The organism is Vibrio chemaguriensis (genome assembly GCF_012275705.1).
Taxonomy (GTDB): domain Bacteria; phylum Pseudomonadota; class Gammaproteobacteria; order Enterobacterales; family Vibrionaceae; genus Vibrio; species Vibrio diabolicus.
Window position 1 is genome coordinate 93174 of the sequence record NZ_SHOE01000009.1, and the last position, 19761, is coordinate 112934.

A 19761-nucleotide genomic window follows, 5' to 3' on the forward strand; every position below is an offset into this window, starting at 1 on the left:
TGCTAGCTTAATAAGCGATCAAAAAAGGAGCCAAATGGCTCCTTTTTATTTAGGTCGGCATCCGATTACAGCTTAAAGCGTTGAATCTCTTGCTCTAATTCGTGTGAAAGCTCAGATAGGTGGGCAGCTTGTTCTGCTGCTTGATGAGCTTCTACCGACAGCTCGTTAGAAACGTCACGAATGCCTTCAGTATTACGCGTGATCTCGGTTGTTACCGATGCTTGCTCTTCTGCCGCCGATGCAATCTGCGTTGCCATGTCACTGATGCGCTCAACAGCAGTATGGATTTGCGTCAAGCTCGCTGCAGCCGCGTTTGCATCATCAACACTGGTGTCAGCCAGACGACGGCTATCACCCATGATGCCAACCGCTTTCGCTGTTGTGCCCTGTAACATCTCGATAGTTTCTTGAATCTCTTGCGTTGAAGCATGAGTGCGTTGGCTCAATACGCGAACTTCATCCGCAACCACAGCAAAGCCACGGCCTTGTTCACCTGCACGTGCCGCTTCAATTGCCGCGTTAAGTGCAAGTAGGTTAGTTTGCTCAGCAATATCTTGAATCGTTGATAGAATCGTATTGATGCTATTTCCGTGTGCTTCTAGCTCTTGAATCACATCAGTGGCAACTTGAACTTCTTGCGCCAAGTTCTGGATAGAACCTTGCGTCTGAGTCACTTGGCTAGAACCGTGTGAACAAGCTTGAACCGCTTCCTCTGAGTTACTTGCCGTGCTATCTGCATTACCTGCAATTTCTTGTGTCGCTGCAGCCATTTCGTTCACAGCCGTCGCCACCATGTTGATTTCATCTTGCTGGTAAGAGATACGCTGACTACGCTCTTCAGCTTGCTGTGCCGTCGTGCGTGCTTGCTCTGAAAGCGCAGATGATACGTGGCTAAGCTTGGTCACCATCGTGTGCATGTTGCCAACAAAGCGGTTGAAGTTTTCAGCCAGTTTACCGACTTCATCATCACTACGTGGTTCTAGTCGTTGCGTTAAGTCACCTTCACCAGATGCAATTTCCTCAAGTGCATTTGATACACGGCTCAAGTCACGGAACAAGAAACCAACCAACCAAGATACCGCAAGAATAACCACAATGGTGATCATCACTGCAGTGATCAATAGGTCACGTAGCAATACCGCATGCCCTGCTTCTTCCGTTGCGCGATCCATTTCAATCGCGAACATCCAATGCGTGCCAGGTACTTTATTAAAGTAGTAAAGCTTCTCTTTGCCTTTGATTACCGTATCTTCGATACGACCTTCATCTGCAGCGCGCTCGATTGCCTCTTCTGAAAAGTCTTTTAGAACACTGGTGATAGGCTTAAGCGTTAAGCTTTTATCAGGATGCGCTAGGAACGTACCTTCGTTCATATCGATTAACATCGCATGCGCGTTTTCACCTGCATCTAGGTTAATCACGTCGCTGATGAGCTGATCGATCAGTACATCTGCACCAACAACACCAACAAACTGACCATTTTTCATTACTGGCTCAGCAATGGTTACAAGCAGCGCGTTAGTGATTGCATCTTGATATGCAGCTGTGATGATCTGCTTACCTGCGGCGTTAGCATCTTTGTACCAAGGACGAGTACGAGGGTCGTAATCAGCACGGTTACGCTCAGGGTGAGAGCGATACATATCACCGTTTGGTGTACCAAGGAAGATGTCATCAAAGCCACCAGCCTTGCGAGCTTGTTGTAGGAAAGGGACAACGTCTTGCTCTGTCGAGTAGTCGTTGAATGCGGTAGCAATATCTTTGCGGATATTGACCCAATCAGAAATTCCTTCTGACGCAGTAGTACTTAGACTTTGCGCACGTGAATAGACACCTGAACGAGTCTGATCAAATAATTGACCAGCCGACAACCAAGTAAGTGCTGTTGCCATCACAACAACAGCAGAAAGGCTTGCGCCAATAAGCTTTTGTTTTAATGATAATTTCATATTTATAGTTTTTGAGTTGGGAGAACAGTTAAGGTGTGTGAATATTACACACTTTTTCACGACTATTCACTAATTTTTAAAAAACAAAATAGCACATTAACTCTTTGTAAAATATGAACTTTCATGTGTCATTTTTTTGTCTCACCGTCATAAAAACCGCACAAAAAAAGCCAGCAAAATGCTGGCCTTTTGATTACTTGTTACTCAGACAGATTTATAAAATGCCTGAGTTATTGACGTTCTGTTCTCATACCCATCAATAAGCTCACACACATTGCAAGCAGAATGAAGGTAAACGGTAGTGCTGTAGAAATTGCACCTGCCTGAAGCGCTTGAACTGCTTCTGAGCCACCAATCCACAGTAGAGCAACCGCAATTGCACCTTCCATAAATGCCCAGAAAACACGTTGAAGTACAGGAGCGTCGACTTTACCGCCCGCTGTGATGCTGTCGATAACAAGTGAACCAGAGTCAGAAGACGTGATGAAGAACACAAGTACCAACACAACAGCAATGATTGAAAGCATGCTACCAAATGGAAGAACATCGAACATTTGGAACATAGCAAGTGAAACGTCAGTCAAACCATTCGTGCCCAACTCACCTACTTTATCAACAACTTGCTCGATCGCTAGACCACCAAATACTGACATCCAAACAACAGTAACAGCGGTTGGAACCAATAGAACGGCTGTAATGAATTCGCGAACGGTACGACCGCGAGAAACACGCGCAATGAACATACCTACGAATGGTGACCATGAAATCCACCAAGCCCAGTAGAATACTGTCCAGCCTTGGAACCATGCCTCATCTGTACGACCAAACGGGTTACTTAGCGGAATAATATTCTCTACGTATGCCATAAGTGTGGTTGGAATCGAGCCTAAACTCGCAGCCCAACCGATAAGACCAACAAGAATCAGTAGCAAGAACGCCACAACCATGTTGATGTTACTAATGACTTTAACGCCACCATCAATACCACGTACGACTGAAACAACAGCAAGCAAAGTTACAACGGTAATGACGACGATTTGTAGGCCCAGGCCTGGCTCAACACCAAATACGTGATGAATACCACTTGCCGCTTGTTGTGCACCTAAGCCCAGTGACGTTGCAAGACCAAACAAGGTCGCAAGAACGGCCAAGATATCCACGATATGACCAGCCCAGCCCCACGCGCGATCACCCAGAAGCGGGTAGAAGATCGAGCGCATAGAAAGCGGTAAACCTTTGTTGTAGGCAAAGAATGCTAAAGAAAGTGCTACAACACCGTAAATTGCCCATGGGTGAAGACCCCAGTGGAACATCGTCGCACCCAGTGCTAATCTCGCTGCTTCTGGTGTGTTTGCTTCAACACCGAGTGGCGTTTCATACCAACCAGTGAAGTAAGCGACAGGTTCTGCGACACTCCAGAACATTAAACCGATACCCATACCAGCCGCAAATAGCATTGCAAGCCATGACATGAACGAGTAATCGGCAACAGCGTCTTTACCACCTAGGCGGATTTTACCCATTGGCGAAACGATAAGTGCCAAACAGAAAATAACGAAAATATTACCTGCAATAATGAACAACCAATCGAATGAACCAATGATCTTCCATTTCAGCCCATCAAGTGCCGTCTTTGCGGTATGTGCATCTAGAACTAATGCAGCGACAAGAAACAGCGCAATTAAACCTGCACTAATACCAAAAACTGGGTTATGAACATCAAAACCCCATTTTTGAACGTTGTCTTGACCTACCGTATAGTCGGTACTATCGATACTGTACTTATCTATACCCTTTGTCATCGTTCCTCTCTATTTTTGTACTGTTTTTACGTACCAAACAAAAAAATCTTTCGAACACGATACGTTTTACATTCCGTGAAGGCGCAAGATCCTATCATTTGACACGTTTTTGTCTATCTTTTTGCTATGAAAAAATCCAATAACTTACTTTTCACTCAGCAATTTCCGCCTTTAAAAGGATAAACCACTAGCGCAATAGTTAGACCACAAACATTTATTGCTATAATAATTTTAGGTCTTCTTATTTTGTCTACACGACGCGACAAAATGAAATTGGAGACACTACTTAAAATTGTAGTGGTAATTTTTGATTCCACCCCTTTAAATAAGGGCGCATTTAAGTTAGTGTCGCCTCGATAAATGTTCCCTACAGACTGGATGAATAAATTGGAAAAGTACGAAGAAGTATTGGTCTCGATTCGTCAGATCATCCGCGCTATTGATTTACATTCTAAAAAGCTGAGCAAAGAGTCTGGATTGACCGCTCCACAGTTGATTTTGATGCGTGCTATCAATGAGTTAGATAACGTAACGATTAAACAGTTGTCTAGCCACACTAACATGAGCCAAGCGACCGCAACGACCATTCTAGATAGACTAGAACGAGGCCAGTTTGTTGAGCGTCAACGCAGTGTTCAAGACAAGCGTAAAGTGCATGCTGTACTTACGAGCAAAGGCCAAGAAGCCCTAAAGCAAGCACCAACGCCATTGCAGGAACACTTCATTAATCGATTCCAAAAATTGGAAGAATGGGAGCAGTCTCTGCTGCTATCTTCCGTTCAACGCATCTCAACAATGATGAATGCAGAGGATATCGATGTCGCTCCAATGCTAGAGCTTGGCAGCATTACAAAAGTCGATTAATTTCGCTCTCACGTGCTCGCTTTTTGCGGGCACTACTCTCCTACTCCGTTAACCCTGTTTCAAACGCATATTTCGCTAGCTCCGCCGTCGAATGTAAATCCAACTTGTGCTTAATGTTGTGGCGATGCGTCTCTACCGTTCGGTAGCTAATGTTAAGTAGTGTGGCGATTTTCTTACTGCTGTTTCCTTGAGCGACTAATTTAAGCACCGCTTCTTCCCTGCGGCTAAGTGGATTCGTTTTTTGAGTGGCTGGCACCACCTCTTGGGTAAAAAGCGTTTGTGTGACAGACTCACAGAAATACGTTGAACCTTGATTCACCGTTTTTATTGCTTGCACCATTTTCTCGGCCGAGATTTCCTTGAGCATGTACCCTACTGCGCCAGCTTGCATGACTTTCATGATGTATTCACGGTTATCGTGCATGGTCAGCATAAGTATTTTGCTCTCTGGTCGCTCTTCTTTAATTACCCCAGTCGCTTCAATACCGTTCATTATCGGCATGCTAATGTCCATCAAGATGACATCAGGCTGAAGGTGCTTTGCGACTTCAATCGCTTCCAGCCCATTGCTTGCCGTACCGACCACTTCAATGTCAGGCTCTAACTCCAAGCGAGCCATGAAGCCATCTAAGACCACTTGATGATCATCAACAATCACCACACTAATCGGTTTATCCATAAACTAATTCATCCAAATTAAGCAGCACGGTAATCTCTGTTCCTAAACCAAGCTCACTCATCAGTTCAAACTCACCACCAATGAACTCTACACGCTCTTGCATGTTCCTTAACCCAATCCCTTGTTGGTGCACTGCTTGGTTAACCACAAAGCCAACACCGTCGTCACGTATGAGTAATTGCAGCATATTGCCCATTTTTTGCAAAGTAACCGTCACTTTTTTCGCTCTTGCGTGTTTTTCGATGTTGTTCAAAGACTCTTGAGCAACACGATACAAGGTCGTCGCGACTTCCGACGTCAGTTTGTACTGCTGAGTATCAAAATTACTTTCTATATCAATCCCAGAGTGAGAGTGAAAGTCTTGCAGTAAAGTGGTCAGTGCCGCCTCTAAGCCGATATCATCAAGGGCGCTAGGACGGAGCTGATGAGAAATATGCCTTACTTCATTTATCGCGGTGACCAATGAGCGTTGCGATTTGTCTAAGTGGGATTTGAGTTTTTCGTCTTCCAGTCTATGACTCATTAAATCCAAATGACATTTACTAGAAACTAACAGCTGGTTGATTCCATCATGCAACTCTCTCGCTAGATGCTTTTTCTCATCCTCTTGAAACATGACGGTTTTATGTGCCAACTCTTTAAGGTTTTTATCGGCAAGACGGTGTTCATGCAGATTGATCGCTAAAGTGAGAACGATAATTACAGCAACGGTCACCGCTAAGATCACGACGACCGAGAAAAAAGTCGTTTCGATATTTTTGTTCACCGCAGCACGCATATTGGCAACTTCTTGGCTGACGTCCTCAATATAGAGCCCTGTCCCTATCATCCATTCCCACTTATCGAGCCATGCGGCGTAGCTAAGCTTTGGGACGACCTCACCCGTAGATGGCTTTTGCCACAGGTATTGATGAAACCCACCACCTGATTGAGCTTGATACAACAAAGCTTCAATTAGACGATCGCCATTCTCGTCTTCAAGATAGAGTAAGTTCTCCCCGACTAGCTCTGGAAGAACAGGATGTACAAGGTTGGTACCGTATTTATCGTAAGCGAAAAAGTAGCCGTCTGCTCCGTAGCTTAAACGGTTTAAAATCGCTTTCACGCGTGTTTTAGCAACGCTCTCTTCTAAGGTTGGATCGTTGTAGATATAAGAAATGGAGTCAAAGGCGACGTCGACCGTATCTTTCAACGCCGCCTCTTTTGATTGGATCAGGTTTTGATGAAAGATCTCTACCTCCCTTTTGCCAAGAGTCTTGGTTTGATAGATAGAAATCCAACTGATACTCGCTGACACCAATACCACGGGTATCAATGTCAGCAGAATTAACTTTGCTTTGAGAGGCATCCCTTTCCTCCATGAAACGCTGCTTTACAGCTCACTATCTTAGCAGCACAAATAACTCGACTTCGTCCGCCTAGACATAAATAGCAGCTTAACAACTTGTCTCAAAAGGTAAAAACTCTCAGTTCACAAAATCTCTTTTATTATCGAGTGATCAACTCATGCCATAAAAGCCAGGGAAGAACAGCAAAGAAGCCAACACGACAATTTGAATCGCGATAAACGGCATTACACCTTTGTAAATATCTCGCGTAGTGACACCTGCTGGTGCGACGCCTTTTAGATAGAACAAACTAAAACCAAATGGCGGTGTTAGGAATGATGTCTGTAAGTTCATTGCGATAAGAATCGCAAACCACGTCATGTTGATACCCATCAACTCAGCGACCGGCGCAATAATTGGCACGATGATAAAACAGATTTCAACGAAGTCGATAAAGAAACCTAAAATCAGAATCACCACCATAGTAATGATGAGAAAGCCCCACTTTTCTCCAGGCAATTCTAACATCCACTCTTCGACTAGATAATCACCGCCGGTGTAGGTAAATGCCATTGAGAAGGCGGTTGCCCCTAGCAAAATAGCAAAGACCATTGCGGTTACTTTAACGGTTTCTTTCGATGCATCATAAATCATCGACCAACTAAACTGCTTATACAGTAACGACAGAACTATCGCACCAGCGCCGCCCAGAGCCGCTGACTCTGTTGGCGTTGCAATCCCAGCAAAGATTGAGCCCAATACTACAATTATCAGTGCTAGTGGCGGTAAAACGGCTTTCAGCGCGGTGAACACTTCTTGCTTTCGACTGATCGACTCATCGCGCTCTATCGCCTGTGCGGCTTGAGGGTTCAACTTCGCGTAGATGAGAATGTAGATCACATAGGCGCCAACAAGTGTAATACCGGGCCAAATCGCAGCTTGAAATAGGTCCCCTACCGGTACGCCAAGTACATCCCCTAACAAGATCAACACGATAGAAGGTGGGATAATTTGGCCCAACGTGCCAGACGCACAAATAGTCCCACACGCTAAACCTTTGTCGTAATTGTATTTAAGCATCACAGGCAATGAGATCAACCCCATCGCAACAACTGATGCGCCGACTACGCCCGTTGACGCGGCAAGTAATGCGCCAACTAATACTGTCGAAATAGCAATACCACCACGGACGCCGCCAAACAGACGTCCCATCGACTCAAGCAGTTGCTCTGCAAGCTTCGTCTTCTGAAGTACTAGTCCCATGAAGACAAACAATGGTACGGCCATTAGCACCGTATTTTCCATAATGGATTGAATACGATATGGCATGAAAGCAAACATCTCGATGCCTTCAGCCCAAACACCAAAAATCAGTGCAATACCGCCAAAAGTAAAGGCAACGGGGAATCCCAATAAAAGCGCAAAGAGCGCGACAAAAAACATCACTATACCGATCATAATGACTTCCTTTTACGACTTACCGTTATTACCGGCATAGATAAGATGAGGGTTAACAATCTTGTTGATCGAATGCAGCAGCAGTCCAATGCCACTAACTGCCATAAAGAAAAATGACAGCGGAATCATCGCTTTGATGATCCAACGATATGGCAATCCGCCTGGATCACCAGACGTCTCGCCTAGCGCGTAACTTTCTTTGGCGAAATCGATACCAAACCAAGCCACCAGTAGGCAAAAAGGGAATAAGAAAAATAGCGTGCCTATGATGTCGATGATGGATTGTGCTTTGTAAGATAAGCGTTCATAAAAAATGTCGACGCGAACATGGCCACCAGACTTAATCGCGTAAGGCACACCAAGCAGAAATACGGCGGAGAATAGATGCCATTCCATTTCTTGGAATGCAATGGATACATCGTTGAATACATATCGCATCACAACGTCGTAAACCACATTCACCAACAATAAAATAAACAGGATGCTGGACAACCATCCGAGGAAATCGCTAAAGCGGTTAAATAATCGCTCAATATAAATAAGACTTCTCATTCCGAACTCCGTGGAACGTTTGGATACGCTCCGCTATGGTGCGGAGCATTCATTATGAAGTTTTCTTGGGCTTCGTTCGCAGGCTAAACCTCTCGGCGTCGCCTGCGTCATAACGTTATTGTTGAGCTTGACTGTTTAAGTAAGCTCGGTGTGAAATGTCTGACCAAGGTCGAACTTGATTCATGTAGTTCGCTTGCGACTCTTGAATCTCTTTCGCCAAAGCATCTTTTTCTGCGTGCTCTTTCAACAAACGATCGTTTGCTTCTCGCAACGCAGCCACTACTTCAGGCGGGAAGTCTTTGACTTCAACATTTGGGTATTCAGATTTGATAGATGCCCAGTTTTTGCCACTTTCGTGTTTCGATTGCGTGTACATATCGTAAGCGGCGGTTTTCATTGCTACTTGTAAAATCGCTTTTAGATCATCAGGTAGACGGTTCCAAGTACGCTTATTAACAAGGAACTGAAGCTCAGTTGCTGGCTCATGCCAACCTGTGTAGTAGTATGGCGCGATTTTGTGGAATCCCATGCGCAAATCCAATGATGGACCAACCCACTCCAAGGCATCAATTGTGCGACGCTCTAGAGAGGTATATAGTTCACCAGGGGCGATATTCGTTGGTTTTGCACCTAGCTCTGCCAAGATCTCACCAGCAAAACCTGGGATACGCATTTTCAAACCCTGCAAATCCTCGACGGACTTGATCTCTTTCTGGAACCACCCGCCCATCTGAGTATCGGTATTACCGCCAGGGAAAGACATCAAATTATGTGGAGAGTACACCTTCTCCATCAGCTCCATACCACCGCCGTAGTAAAACCACGCATACTGCTCAGTTGGTAGCATACCGAAAGGCATAGAAGTGAAGTAAAGTGTGTTTGGAACCTTGCCCTTCCAGTAGTAAGACGCCGAGTGGCCCATGTCGTATTGGCCAGACTTAACCATATCAAACACCCCAAAAGGCGCTTTGTGCTTGTTTGCGGAATCAATACGGATTTGCAGACGCCCGTTGGACATCTCCTCTGCCATTTTTGCCATGTTTTTTGTCGCATCACCAAAAATAGGGAAGTTAGGTCCCCAAGTTTCAGCAAGCTTTAAACGATAGACTTTTTCAGCAGCATTTGCAGAAGTCACAACGAATGTCATCGCGGCAACGACAGCGGTTGTTTTGAGCACTCGTTTTAAAGATTTTTGGATTAGACTCATCGTTCACGTCCTTTATCACCAAGGTTATTGTTGTCATCCATTTCATTAGGATTGGCTGTATTCGGTATAAAAGATGTAACAATGTTGTCGAATGCGAAATGGGCATGAACACGGAAGCGAGTAATTCATCAATAAGACATTAGCCTTAGGTATTACGTATAACTACGTAGGACAGCCGTTATGCGACAAGTTTAACTATCATAAAATTAATGAGTTACTTTTCCCTTAACGATATAAAAAGAAAAATGATACGTACGTACTTCTCTGCCAAAAAATTTACATAGTATTTAAGAAAATGTGACAAAGCACTTATTGGCAGCGTTAAAATCAATTCCTAATAGATTATTTTCAATACGAAGATAAAAAAATACCCCGGCATTGGCCGAGGTATTCAAGCTAGAACGGTAGCGGTAATTAAACTGCTTTGTAGATAACTTTGTTACCTGCTAACTGCTCTTTTTGAACTAGGTTTTCTTCAAGAAGCTTCTTCAGTGCGCCAGTAGCCCATGATGCCGCTTTAGTATCTTCTTGACCTGCAGCTAGACCAATGCCTTTAGGGTTGATACCTTCAGCATTTGCTACAACGATGTCTAATACTTGTTGTTGCTTAGGAGTAAGGGCAACATCAACTGTTTTCACTGCAGCTACTTTTTTCTCAGCTACTACTTTCTCCGCAACAGCTTTTTCAGCAACAGAAGGTGCTACTGCTTTTTCGGCAACAGGCTTCACTGCTTTAGGTGCTGCAGCTAAGTTTGCTACTGTCGCTTTAATGCGTTTTTGCAGTTTCATCTGCACTTTACGCTTATGAGCAAGTCTCATTGAATATTTCTCCAGTTCACTGCATCTCAGCAGGGATGAAAATTTGAAGCGCGTTTTATACCAAAATTCACAAGCAATTTGTAGGTTTTAGCGGCGAAACGCGATGAAAAATGCGCTCAAAGCATAGAACGTCTACTATTTAATCAGATATTTTATGAACGGATTTATTGAATACTGGGTATAAAAACAGAGGTTTCTTTTATTTCAAATGCAAGTCAATGCACATTTAGTCATCCACGCATTTTTGATCAAGTATTCGATGAGGTTATAAGCATGGAAACGCTGCACCTAACAAATTCACATTTCAAACCCGACTCCCCTATCAACAGAATACTTTTGTTGCTCGTTGCACTGATAACCCTGTTTTTGGTTGTCATTTCTCCGGGATGGAAGCAAGCCATGTTGTCGATCATTTTGATGTCTGCAATTGTTGGTTTCGCCATCTTGATGATCAAAAAAAGCCAAGTCACTTTTACGCTGACAGCTTCTCACTTCCAACAACACCTTTTTAAAGGCGGATGGGTCGTCCGATGGCGAAATATTGAGTCAATAGGGATTTGTAGCTACCAGCAGGAAGGGTGGCATCAGCCGCTACCTTGGATTGGTATTCGTCTAAAACACTACTCACCTTATTTGGATTCGATCTGCCCTCGTATAGCGACAGAAATTCTCCTTAGCCAACGCGCACTACTTTATTTAGGTGCGAAGCAAAATCAGTGTGAAGATAAGTTTGAAGATATGGTGCTTGATCCTAAGCCATACATAAACAGCAATGGGATTGAGTATAAAGGCTTACTGGCGATGCTCGCCAACCGTATGAAATATCAAAGAGGATTTTACGGCTACGATCTGTTTATATCAGCCAGTGACCTAGATCGTGAAGCAGAGGATTTTGTGGGACTGACTCGGCGATACTTAGCTGCCGCCGAGCCAGAATAATGCTTACTACACGCGCTTTTAGTAAAGCGGCATCTCGTCAGCAACGAACGGGTTAGTTTTACGTTCGTGACCGAAAGTCGATTGAGGGCCGTGACCAGGGACAAACGTGACATCATTGCCTAAAGGCCACAATTTCTCTTTGATAGAGCTAATCAAGGTATTGAAATCACCTTGTGGGAAGTCAGTTCGGCCAATGCTACCGTTAAACAATACGTCGCCCACAAACGCCAATCGCGCTTCTTCACTATAAAGAACAACGTGACCAGGGGTGTGACCTGGTGTGTGGAATACCTTTAATACTTGATTACCAAACGTGACAGTGTCACCCTCATTTAACCATTGATGCGGTTCAAAGGCTTCAGTCAATGGGAAACCAAACATTTGGCTTTGCCCTTCTAGACCTTGTAGCCAAAAATTATCCGCTTTATGAGGACCAATGATCTCAGTACCACCAAGCATTGCAGCCAGCGGCTCTGTTCCGCCAACATGATCTAGGTGACCATGAGTTAGCACCAAGTTGACGATCTCGATGCCAAGCTCTTTAATGAGCATAGCAAGTTGCTTTTCGTCACCGCCTGGGTCAATAACGATGCCTTTCATCGTTTCATCACACCACACGATAGAACAGTTTTGAGAAAAAGATGTCACTGGGACAACTTGGTATTTCAGAGCCATAGAAAACCTATTACCAAACAAATTTGCGTTAAAACTGGCGCAACTATGACACTAACCCCATGCGACTTCAAGACCTGCTGAGGCTTGCTATTGACTTACCAAGAGCGCACAGCACCTGTGTCGATATGGACAAAGTTACTACTTGGATAATACCCAACACCACCAGCTTTCAAGCTAATTGCTGCATCGCGTACAGTAGACAATTTCACTCCATCAAGACGGAAGTCTATGGCCTTACCTTCCATATGAAGACTTTTCTTTGCCACTCCGCTAGCCCCTTTGCGCAGAGACGCATTGGTCAAAGGCGAACGGTAACCAAAAATTACAATGACTTCTGCACCTGTACCGATCAGCTTTTGAATCTGGCTGATTTGATCGAACAAGCGTCGATCCATAGGATGAACTTCGTTTCGACGGTGATCACGACAAAACTCATTCAGCTTTTTTAGTTCATCATCAAGATAGCGTCTACCATCGAAATAGCATGTTTCGAGGAGCTCTCCAGTATTAAGGTTGTTCATCGCCAACTCACGTGGCTCGTCAGGCAATGAAGCCCATGAAATCGACGGCAAGGCAGATGCCAATACTACGCCACCTGCGGTCATTTTAAGGAAATCTCGGCGGGAAAAATTACGACTTACCATTTCAAAAAACAATGCTCAACAACTAAACAAGTCGCGGACATTACCCAAACACATTTGTCACGTCAAACGCATAAATCGCTCCACCCTAATTTTAAGACGTGGCGATTAACGCTTAATTATTGAACAAACAGAAGATTCTTAGTTTTGTAAATTTTACTTAAAGATTTCAACTACGGTGATCGTATTTATAGATATCATCTCGGTAGTAAAGTGTTCCCTCTTCTAGCCATGCGGTTTGATAAATAATGTGCACTTGGATGCGTTCTCCTAAAGGGACCGACGTGTTAGAGCGACGCGTACTTTCCCGTTTTTTCGCTAGGCGTTCTTCTAATCCCTGAGTTTTGAATAAGAGCTCCGCCAGTTGGTCGGCATGTTCAACGCGGACACACCCGGAACTGAATGCGCGTCTATCTCGTTCGAACAAGTTTTTACTTGGCGTATCATGCAAATAGATAGCTTGGGGGTTTGGCATATTAAACTTATACAATCCCAATGCATTGTGTAAGCCCGATGCCTGCCGCATACGATAAGGAAATGTTCTCGGATTCACCGTCGCCCAATTGATGGTTGTAGGGTCAATAATTTCGTTTGAAGTCCAAGACCGGATGATTTGAATATTGTGGTTAATCAAATACATCGGATTACGTTTCACTTTAGGAATGATGTCTTTCACCATTATGGTCCATGGCACATTCCATGTGGGGTTGAGAATGACGGAGTCAAGAGTCCCCGACATGATTGGTGTTTTTCTTGAGGCTCTGCCAACCACAACTTTAGACTCGAACAACGGTTGACCATCGTGCCAATACGTTACTTCGTATCCAGGTACATTTACAAAGACAACATTATCTCTGTCTTTGGACCAAATCCTTGAACGTTCTGAGTTCAGCGCCAATAGATGCAATCGTTCTTGAGGAGAAAAGTTGATCCATCGAATGGTATTCGGGCCAATCACCCCGTCCTCTTTCAAGCCATGAATACGCTGAAACTCTTTCACCGCTAACTCTAATTCTTCATCATACTGTTGGGTCGTGATATCTAAATACGATACATCCACACCGACCACTTCCATACGCTCAATCAGAAGCGGTTTATTTTCTAATTGGTCACCGACACGGGCAAGGCCCGCTTGTTCATAGATTGGATATTGATACTGAGCGTGCTCGGATAAAGAGGAGTAAGCGGAATAAAAAGCTTCGTCCGTTTGTAAAGGAGAGCGAAGGCTTGCTAAGAATTGACCAAGTTTGCCAACCGTAATTTCGTTACTCAGTACGGACAAAGTATCGATACTAGGAGCAGGTAAAATCACGTGGGTTTTGTTAGCAAATAACCAGTTGATGCCTTCTTCAGGGAGCTGCTCGAGATAACTGAGATACATCAACAGTGAATCTGTCATCACCAAATCAAAGTCGAGGTTATCTCCCTGCCATCGAACTTGGTTTATACGATGGAGTTGATTCTCGAATTCGTCCGTCACGCCTGCAAGAGCAACCAGGTTTACTTGAAAAAGAAACTGCTCAATATCGCTTTCATTTTCCCAGTTCAAACGGTAATTGGTACTTTGATAAAGCTGGTCAATCACCTCTGGATAATGGATCATTTTTTCGACAGACAGCTTTTGTACCGCTCCCTCTTGCTCTGTTTGTGCAGAAGCTTCGAGAGAAACGACGGTAGAAAAGCTGCAAAACGGCACCATAAGTGCCGTCATGATTAAAACCCTAGCAAACACTGAAACGATCCTTGCGCTACTTGCCATAATGAAAAGTATGGCAAATATCTCACAGCTTGCAGGTTTAAAATTAAGAATCTGATGTCGAAATTAACATCAAGTTTCTTTATCTATTTGGGTTCAAACAATCTTTGACCAATGGTTATCCCATTGAACACCACTAAAAGAAGCGCTTTTATGTGTCGTTGGCCTTTGCTCAATCACTTTGCCAGCACCAGAGCTGACCCTGAATTCCTTTCCATATGTCACCACTCCCGATGCATCTGGCAAAGCACTTAACTCAACCAACTTCCCTGTAGCTTTGGACCATATCCCATAACAACTGCCCGGAGGAGAAGTCGCAAGGATCCATTCATCCGTCGCCGCGATACTCGCGACATAGTGATTAAATCTCGCCCACTCTTCGGGTTCCGCATGCAAAGATTGCATCACGCCTCCACGAGTGTGCATCGCAAGTAAAGCTGGGTATTCATCCGGCTCTCCACGATATTGCTGACCACACAGTACCGTCTCTGCACCATCATGCGCTAAATGACGGATGCTCAACTTATGATCTGGTAAAGAGACTTGATCCAACAGCTCACCTTCTTGTGAAAGGTAACTCAGGCTTGGTCTCATGCTATCAAGATTGAGCGGTTCACGGCCGTTGGTGTGTACGCCACCGACGCCAATCGCTAATGCGCCATCAGGCATCATGATCACTTCATGAGGGCCAAGGCCAAAACCCGTTAACTCATCGATCTTTTGATATTGCTTTTGCACATCATAAACACCGATGATCCCACGGCTTGTGCCCCTTTCTCCTTCTGTCGCAAATAGCAACGTGCCGTCACGGGAGTAAACACCATGACCATAGAAATGGCGATCCGGTTTTGCTAGCTGCAGCTTGATCATCTGCTCAGAGCGATAATCAAACACCATGAAGAAAGTTCCTGGTCGACGACCAAAGACCACAGCGTGACCTTGTGGGTTGGTCGCCACACCATGACCACGCTCAGGAATCGGCAACGAAGATAGCGGCATACCATGCTCATCGGCCACTACCGCTGCGTATTTATCTCGGCCGATGATTGAGCAGCCAATCAACGCTGGTTGACGTGAACGTGTTGAAGCACAACCAAATGGCATCATAGGTGCGGCCGCACCAAAGAGTGCGGCTTTCAGTAAGGTTCGGCGGGTTTGATCAGTCACCATCGGTTGCATTAAATCCTATAACCACGCCAAGCTCGATCGCCACCTCTTCATGGATCAAGTACTTCAATTGCTCTAGCTTATTGTATTGAGCGAGTACCATGCGATAGCCTTCTTTTGTTTGTAGTTCAGAAAACAAGCTCTTATCTTCTGGCCAAGTTTCTAACGCCATTTCAAACTGATTAACGACACGGTCTGCGAGATCTGCATGGCCTTGCTCTCTAAGTAGCGCATCTAGACCATTCCCGTTAGCAAAGTACAACGCTTCCATCCCTTGAAGGTTTGCTTTTAAGTTTGAAAGCGACGTCTCTGAACGCCAAGATTCAGAAAAGTAAGGACGAGGCTGACCAATTTTAGCTAACGGTCTGCTCAGCTTTTTCATGCTGTAGTCAAGCTGATTAGAGAGCAGCGAAATGTACTCGGATTTCCATTCCGTCATCTCTAACGACTTCCAAGGGTTTTGTGCCCAAGAATCTGCGATGATCTGCGCTTTGTTCTCTAGGTTTTCAGCAATTGCAACACCTGTCGCACAGGTATTGCTGTTGCTAGATAAGGTCGACGCTTTATCGTAAAGCAGCCATTCTAGTGCACCTAGGCCTTGCACAGTAACACTTTGCATGGAGATCTTTTCCGCACTCCAAACTTGGTCAGATTTCGTCAGCACAGACATTTTTCGGCCGGTGGTGTTCTTTTTATCTGGCCAAAACTGGACATTCCAACTTTGCTCCAACGCCGTAGCAGGGCCACGCTCTTGACCTTGTAATGCCATCCACGTCAGCATAGTTTGGTGCCATTGCTGTTTTACTTGCGCATCATCTTTCGTCTCTGATGTGCAGTAATCCGCGAAGCTTTGTTCTAGTTCTGTGGTTTGCCCTAAAAATGTCTGCGCTGATTGAAACTCAACTGCATAGACCGCTTGAGAAATATGACTTGTACTCTCAGGCTTGGCAGAGCTCGAACCGACTGTCGATTGGCAACCAACCAAACTTAACGTTGCGGCAACCGCACTCACTAATCGTGTTATTTTCATGGTTGGTTCCTTATAAAGAATTCAGAAACGCAATCAATGCGTCACGTTCTTTTTTGTTCAGTGCTAGCACGTTTTGTTTCGCCGTTTCCGCTTCACCGCCGTGCCACAATACCGCTTCCATCAGATTACGGGCGCGGCCATCATGTAAGAAGTAAGTATGCCCGTTTACTTCTTCGGTATAACCAATGCCCCATAGGGGTGCCGTTCGCCATTCACGGCCGTTTGCTAAGTACTCAGGACGGTTATCGGCTAAACCTTCACCCATGTCGTGCAGAAGCATGTCTGTATATGGATGGATTAACTGCTCAGAAAGCGCTGGCAATTCTGTTCGCTTCGCCGTTTTGACACTGGTCTTATGGCAGCTTTCACAGCCAGATGCAGCAAAGATTTTCTGACCGAGTTTCACGCTAGGATCGTTCACATTTCGGCGAATAGGTACGGCTAAGTGCTGGCTGTAAAACTCAACGAAGTCGAGAATATTTTCACTCACTTCGGGTTTGCCGCCATTTGGCATGTCGTCACAAATACTTTGTTTCGAGGTACAGTTTTCATTGGGGAATAAATGGCTCGTCAGACCCACATCACCATTGAATGCTGCTGCATTTTGCTGCATTAACGTCGGTTGTCCGGCTTTCCAGCCAAAACGACCAATTGAGAAGTCGCCCTTCTCAATCTCCCAAACCTTGTTTACTTTGCCTGAGATGCCATCTTTGTTGGCATCTTGTTCATCAACCCAAGCCAGTAGCGTTTCGTCAGGAATACTCTCTAACAAACCAAGGCCGATCATTGGCGGTGCCACGCGTGCTGAAAATTCCGTATCAGGGTGCATATCGCCGTAACCTAGATCGGTAATATTCAAATGAGGTTTTCTTAGTGTCACCGTCGTACCGTCTTTAAACTTCACTGGCACATCGGTGTACGTGATTTCGATTGTTCCTTCTGGCGTTTGATCTTGCAGGGCAAAGTCTTGGAGCTGGCCGCCATAAGTCGGCTCAGGTATAACGCCGTCTCTGATGTACGCTGTTTTTTGTTCTGACGTCATCGCAGGGATGCTCAAACGCACTAACATGGACACCGCATGCAAATCATTTTGCTCTGGAGGGTGACCACGACCATCTTTGATGTGGCAGTTTTGACAACCATTTGTATTGAAAAGAGGTCCCAAACCATCTCTGGCATCGGTAGACGCTGGCGCTTGTACCCAAGGGTTGCGGAAAAAACTATTGCCCACGCTAAAATCAAGACGTTTACTCATAGGAAGGTTCGCGGCAGGAAGAGAATACGCGTTGGCGCCTTCTTTTTTCACGCTCGTTTGTCCACCAGATTTCACATCATACGCGATAGCAGTAGAAGAAAAGATCACGGCCAAGGCCGAAATTAAGTAAGGCTTCATATCATTGCTCTAAAACACAACAAGAGGAGTGGGATAACAGCGAGTTAAAACGGTAAAGGGCTCAAACGAGCCCTTTCAATTATTTTTTGTACTTTGATTAAAACTCGTGGTCAGCAGTATCAGGGCTTAGGCTATCAATGCCAATGATACCCGCAGCACGCTCAATTGAACCGGTTTGAGCAACCAATGACATGATGGTGTCATTCACTAACGTGTTGCCTTGTGCATTACCCGCTGCAATTAACTGGTCGAAGTGTTGGTTGTTCTTCTCCGCAGACGTAACCAATTTACCAACTTGGTTACGCGTAACATCAAACTGCTTCTGGATCTCTTTAGCTGCTTGTTTGTCTTTTTGAGCCACTAGGTCAGCAATACTCGGACCAGAAAGCAATGTGCCGTCTTCACGCTTGTAAAGACCTGTGTAAACGTTATAGATGCCCTGCTCGTTGTAGTAATGAGAGTTGTGCGTATTGTCTGAGAAACAATCGTGCTCATCTTCTGTCGAGTTTGCTTCCAACGCCACCTTCATGCGCTCACCAGCAAGCTCACCCAAAGACAATGAACCCATACCGAACAACATTTTACGTAGGCCATTATCCGCAGAATCATTAAGAAGCGTTTCACGGTAGTTGCCTTTCACTTCCGCAGACCACTGTTTTTCCATCCATTCAAGGTCTTGAACCAGTAGATCGGCTGCCGCTTTTAGGTACTCACCACGACGGTCACAGTGACCATTCGTACACTCAGAACCGACAACGAAGTCTGTGTAAGCGCGCTGACCTGCGCCTGCGTTTGTGCCGTTTAGGTCTTGACCCCAAAGTAAAAATTCAATCGCGTGGTAACCTGACGCAACGTTTGCCTCAGAACCACCTACTTCGTTGAGATCCGCTAGCAATTCTGGAGTAATTTTTGAAACGTCTAGTTTAGAAGCACCAATCTGTAAACTGGTGTTTGCGATGATGTTTGCAGCAGCGCCTTCGTTACCGAGTTCATATTGGTAATCTGTCGCGACGTAGTCAATTAGGCCTTCATCAAGTGGCCAGGCATTCAGCTGACCTTCCCAGTCATCAACAATCGCGTTACCAAAACGGAATACTTCAGATTGTTGGTACGGAACGCGAGAGTCTAGCCACGCTTGTTTTACTTCTTCAAGCTTATCCGCTGTTGGCGATTTTAGGAATTCGTCGATTTTTACGTCGAGCGTTTTCGCCGTTGTCACTGAGTCAGCAAAGACTGCATGTGCAACGTCTGCATAATGTTCAACGACTTGTTGTTTCGTTACTTGGGCAGCAACGGTAGAACCACTGGCAATGAGGAGTGATGCAGCAATAGATTGGACTAAAACTGTTTTTGCATTCATCTGAAGCATCCTTGTTGAGCAATTTATTTGTTTTATTCGTAGTGCTAATTATTCTTATTTGCACTATTAGTCACGAGATAATACAAATTTACAATTTATTTTCAACTCTAGATACAAAAAAAGCCTCATCATTGTGAGGCTT

General features: G+C 44.8%; 17 protein-coding genes. 2 read left to right on the top strand and 15 right to left on the bottom strand.

The window, feature by feature from the left end:
• Positions 1-65: 65 nt before the first annotated feature.
• Together EX191_RS10650 and EX191_RS10655 are read right to left on the bottom strand one after the other, a co-directional pair.
• Positions 66-1949, bottom strand: coding sequence for a methyl-accepting chemotaxis protein (locus tag EX191_RS10650; RefSeq protein WP_193447724.1), 1884 nt, complete (start codon positions 1947-1949; stop codon positions 66-68).
• Positions 1950-2179: 230 nt separating this feature from the next.
• Positions 2180-3751 carry a BCCT family transporter gene (locus EX191_RS10655; RefSeq protein ID WP_005394723.1) on the bottom strand — a complete coding sequence of 524 codons (1572 nt, stop codon included), beginning with the start codon at positions 3749-3751 and terminating at the stop codon, positions 2180-2182.
• 387 nt (positions 3752-4138) lie between these two features.
• Here EX191_RS10655 and EX191_RS10660 point away from each other — a divergent pair, with 387 nt between their 5' ends.
• Positions 4139-4615 carry a MarR family winged helix-turn-helix transcriptional regulator gene (locus tag EX191_RS10660; RefSeq protein WP_031780419.1) on the top strand — a complete coding sequence of 159 codons (477 nt, stop codon included), beginning with the start codon at positions 4139-4141 and terminating at the stop codon, positions 4613-4615.
• Between the two features lie 40 nt (positions 4616-4655).
• Here EX191_RS10660 and EX191_RS10665 read toward each other — a convergent pair whose 3' ends face one another.
• From EX191_RS10665 to EX191_RS10690, 6 genes are all read right to left on the bottom strand, one after another.
• Complete coding sequence (locus EX191_RS10665; RefSeq protein WP_005394727.1) at positions 4656-5294, bottom strand: response regulator; 639 nt, start codon at positions 5292-5294, stop codon at positions 4656-4658.
• Positions 5287-6642 (bottom strand): cache domain-containing protein, encoded by a 1356-nt coding sequence (locus EX191_RS10670; protein WP_005394729.1) that lies wholly within the window; start codon positions 6640-6642, stop codon positions 5287-5289. The genes EX191_RS10665 and EX191_RS10670 overlap by 8 nt, the downstream gene beginning before the upstream one ends.
• A 151-nt stretch (positions 6643-6793) precedes the next feature.
• Positions 6794-8080 (bottom strand): TRAP transporter large permease, encoded by a 1287-nt coding sequence (locus EX191_RS10675; protein ID WP_005394731.1) that lies wholly within the window; start codon positions 8078-8080, stop codon positions 6794-6796.
• 12 nt (positions 8081-8092) lie between these two features.
• A complete protein-coding gene (locus tag EX191_RS10680) occupies positions 8093-8632 on the bottom strand; it encodes a TRAP transporter small permease subunit (RefSeq protein ID WP_012841642.1) in 540 nt (179 codons plus the stop codon).
• A gap of 115 nt (positions 8633-8747) precedes the next feature.
• Entirely contained in the window at positions 8748-9839 is a 1092-nt protein-coding gene (locus tag EX191_RS10685) for a TRAP transporter substrate-binding protein (protein WP_005394734.1), read from the bottom strand.
• 414 nt (positions 9840-10253) lie between these two features.
• Positions 10254-10658, bottom strand: coding sequence for a hypothetical protein (locus EX191_RS10690; RefSeq protein WP_005394736.1), 405 nt, complete (start codon positions 10656-10658; stop codon positions 10254-10256).
• A 273-nt stretch (positions 10659-10931) separates the two neighbouring features.
• Between EX191_RS10690 and EX191_RS10695 the strand changes: the two genes are divergently transcribed.
• Positions 10932-11597, top strand: a complete 666-nt coding sequence (locus EX191_RS10695; protein WP_193447725.1) for a DUF2982 domain-containing protein — start codon at positions 10932-10934, stop codon at positions 11595-11597.
• Positions 11598-11615: 18 nt separating this feature from the next.
• Here EX191_RS10695 and EX191_RS10700 read toward each other — a convergent pair whose 3' ends face one another.
• From EX191_RS10700 to EX191_RS10730, 7 genes are all read right to left on the bottom strand, one after another.
• Positions 11616-12272 (bottom strand): MBL fold metallo-hydrolase, encoded by a 657-nt coding sequence (locus EX191_RS10700; RefSeq protein ID WP_048625699.1) that lies wholly within the window; start codon positions 12270-12272, stop codon positions 11616-11618.
• Between the two features lie 95 nt (positions 12273-12367).
• Positions 12368-12916, bottom strand: coding sequence for a peptidoglycan L,D-endopeptidase MepK (gene mepK, locus EX191_RS10705; protein ID WP_193447726.1), 549 nt, complete (start codon positions 12914-12916; stop codon positions 12368-12370).
• A 166-nt stretch (positions 12917-13082) separates the two neighbouring features.
• On the bottom strand, positions 13083-14645 hold the full coding sequence (locus tag EX191_RS10710; protein ID WP_455722165.1) for a L,D-transpeptidase family protein: 1563 nt from the start codon (positions 14643-14645) through the stop codon (positions 13083-13085).
• A gap of 120 nt (positions 14646-14765) precedes the next feature.
• Complete coding sequence (locus EX191_RS10715) at positions 14766-15848, bottom strand: DUF1513 domain-containing protein (RefSeq protein WP_047009970.1); 1083 nt, start codon at positions 15846-15848, stop codon at positions 14766-14768.
• The gene (locus EX191_RS10720; protein WP_193447727.1) at positions 15829-16866 is read right to left on the bottom strand and encodes an imelysin family protein; all 1038 of its coding nucleotides are present in this window, start codon (positions 16864-16866) and stop codon (positions 15829-15831) included. Before EX191_RS10720 ends, EX191_RS10715 begins: the two co-directional genes overlap by 20 nt.
• 10 nt (positions 16867-16876) lie before the next feature.
• Complete coding sequence (locus tag EX191_RS10725) at positions 16877-18259, bottom strand: di-heme oxidoreductase family protein (protein WP_193447728.1); 1383 nt, start codon at positions 18257-18259, stop codon at positions 16877-16879.
• Positions 18260-18356: 97 nt separating this feature from the next.
• Positions 18357-19619, bottom strand: coding sequence for an imelysin family protein (locus EX191_RS10730; protein WP_193447729.1), 1263 nt, complete (start codon positions 19617-19619; stop codon positions 18357-18359).
• Between the last annotated feature and the right edge of the window lie 142 nt (positions 19620-19761).

What these genes read in the sequence shown, in the direction of transcription:
- EX191_RS10650 (WP_193447724.1), bottom strand. Translation starts at nt 1,949, where the DNA reads ATGAAATTATCATTAAAACAAAAGCTTATTGGCGCAAGCCTTTCTGCT.
- EX191_RS10655 (WP_005394723.1), bottom strand. Translation starts at nt 3,751, where the DNA reads ATGACAAAGGGTATAGATAAGTACAGTATCGATAGTACCGACTATACG.
- EX191_RS10665 (WP_005394727.1), bottom strand. Translation starts at nt 5,294, where the DNA reads ATGGATAAACCGATTAGTGTGGTGATTGTTGATGATCATCAAGTGGTC.
- EX191_RS10670 (WP_005394729.1), bottom strand. Translation starts at nt 6,642, where the DNA reads ATGCCTCTCAAAGCAAAGTTAATTCTGCTGACATTGATACCCGTGGTA.
- EX191_RS10675 (WP_005394731.1), bottom strand. Translation starts at nt 8,080, where the DNA reads ATGATCGGTATAGTGATGTTTTTTGTCGCGCTCTTTGCGCTTTTATTG.
- EX191_RS10680 (WP_012841642.1), bottom strand. Translation starts at nt 8,632, where the DNA reads ATGAGAAGTCTTATTTATATTGAGCGATTATTTAACCGCTTTAGCGAT.
- EX191_RS10685 (WP_005394734.1), bottom strand. Translation starts at nt 9,839, where the DNA reads ATGAGTCTAATCCAAAAATCTTTAAAACGAGTGCTCAAAACAACCGCT.
- EX191_RS10690 (WP_005394736.1), bottom strand. Translation starts at nt 10,658, where the DNA reads ATGAGACTTGCTCATAAGCGTAAAGTGCAGATGAAACTGCAAAAACGC.
- EX191_RS10695 (WP_193447725.1), top strand. Translation starts at nt 10,932, where the DNA reads ATGGAAACGCTGCACCTAACAAATTCACATTTCAAACCCGACTCCCCT.
- EX191_RS10700 (WP_048625699.1), bottom strand. Translation starts at nt 12,272, where the DNA reads ATGGCTCTGAAATACCAAGTTGTCCCAGTGACATCTTTTTCTCAAAAC.
- mepK (WP_193447726.1), bottom strand. Translation starts at nt 12,916, where the DNA reads ATGGTAAGTCGTAATTTTTCCCGCCGAGATTTCCTTAAAATGACCGCA.
- EX191_RS10715 (WP_047009970.1), bottom strand. Translation starts at nt 15,848, where the DNA reads ATGCAACCGATGGTGACTGATCAAACCCGCCGAACCTTACTGAAAGCC.
- EX191_RS10720 (WP_193447727.1), bottom strand. Translation starts at nt 16,866, where the DNA reads ATGAAAATAACACGATTAGTGAGTGCGGTTGCCGCAACGTTAAGTTTG.
- EX191_RS10725 (WP_193447728.1), bottom strand. Translation starts at nt 18,259, where the DNA reads ATGAAGCCTTACTTAATTTCGGCCTTGGCCGTGATCTTTTCTTCTACT.
- EX191_RS10730 (WP_193447729.1), bottom strand. Translation starts at nt 19,619, where the DNA reads ATGAATGCAAAAACAGTTTTAGTCCAATCTATTGCTGCATCACTCCTC.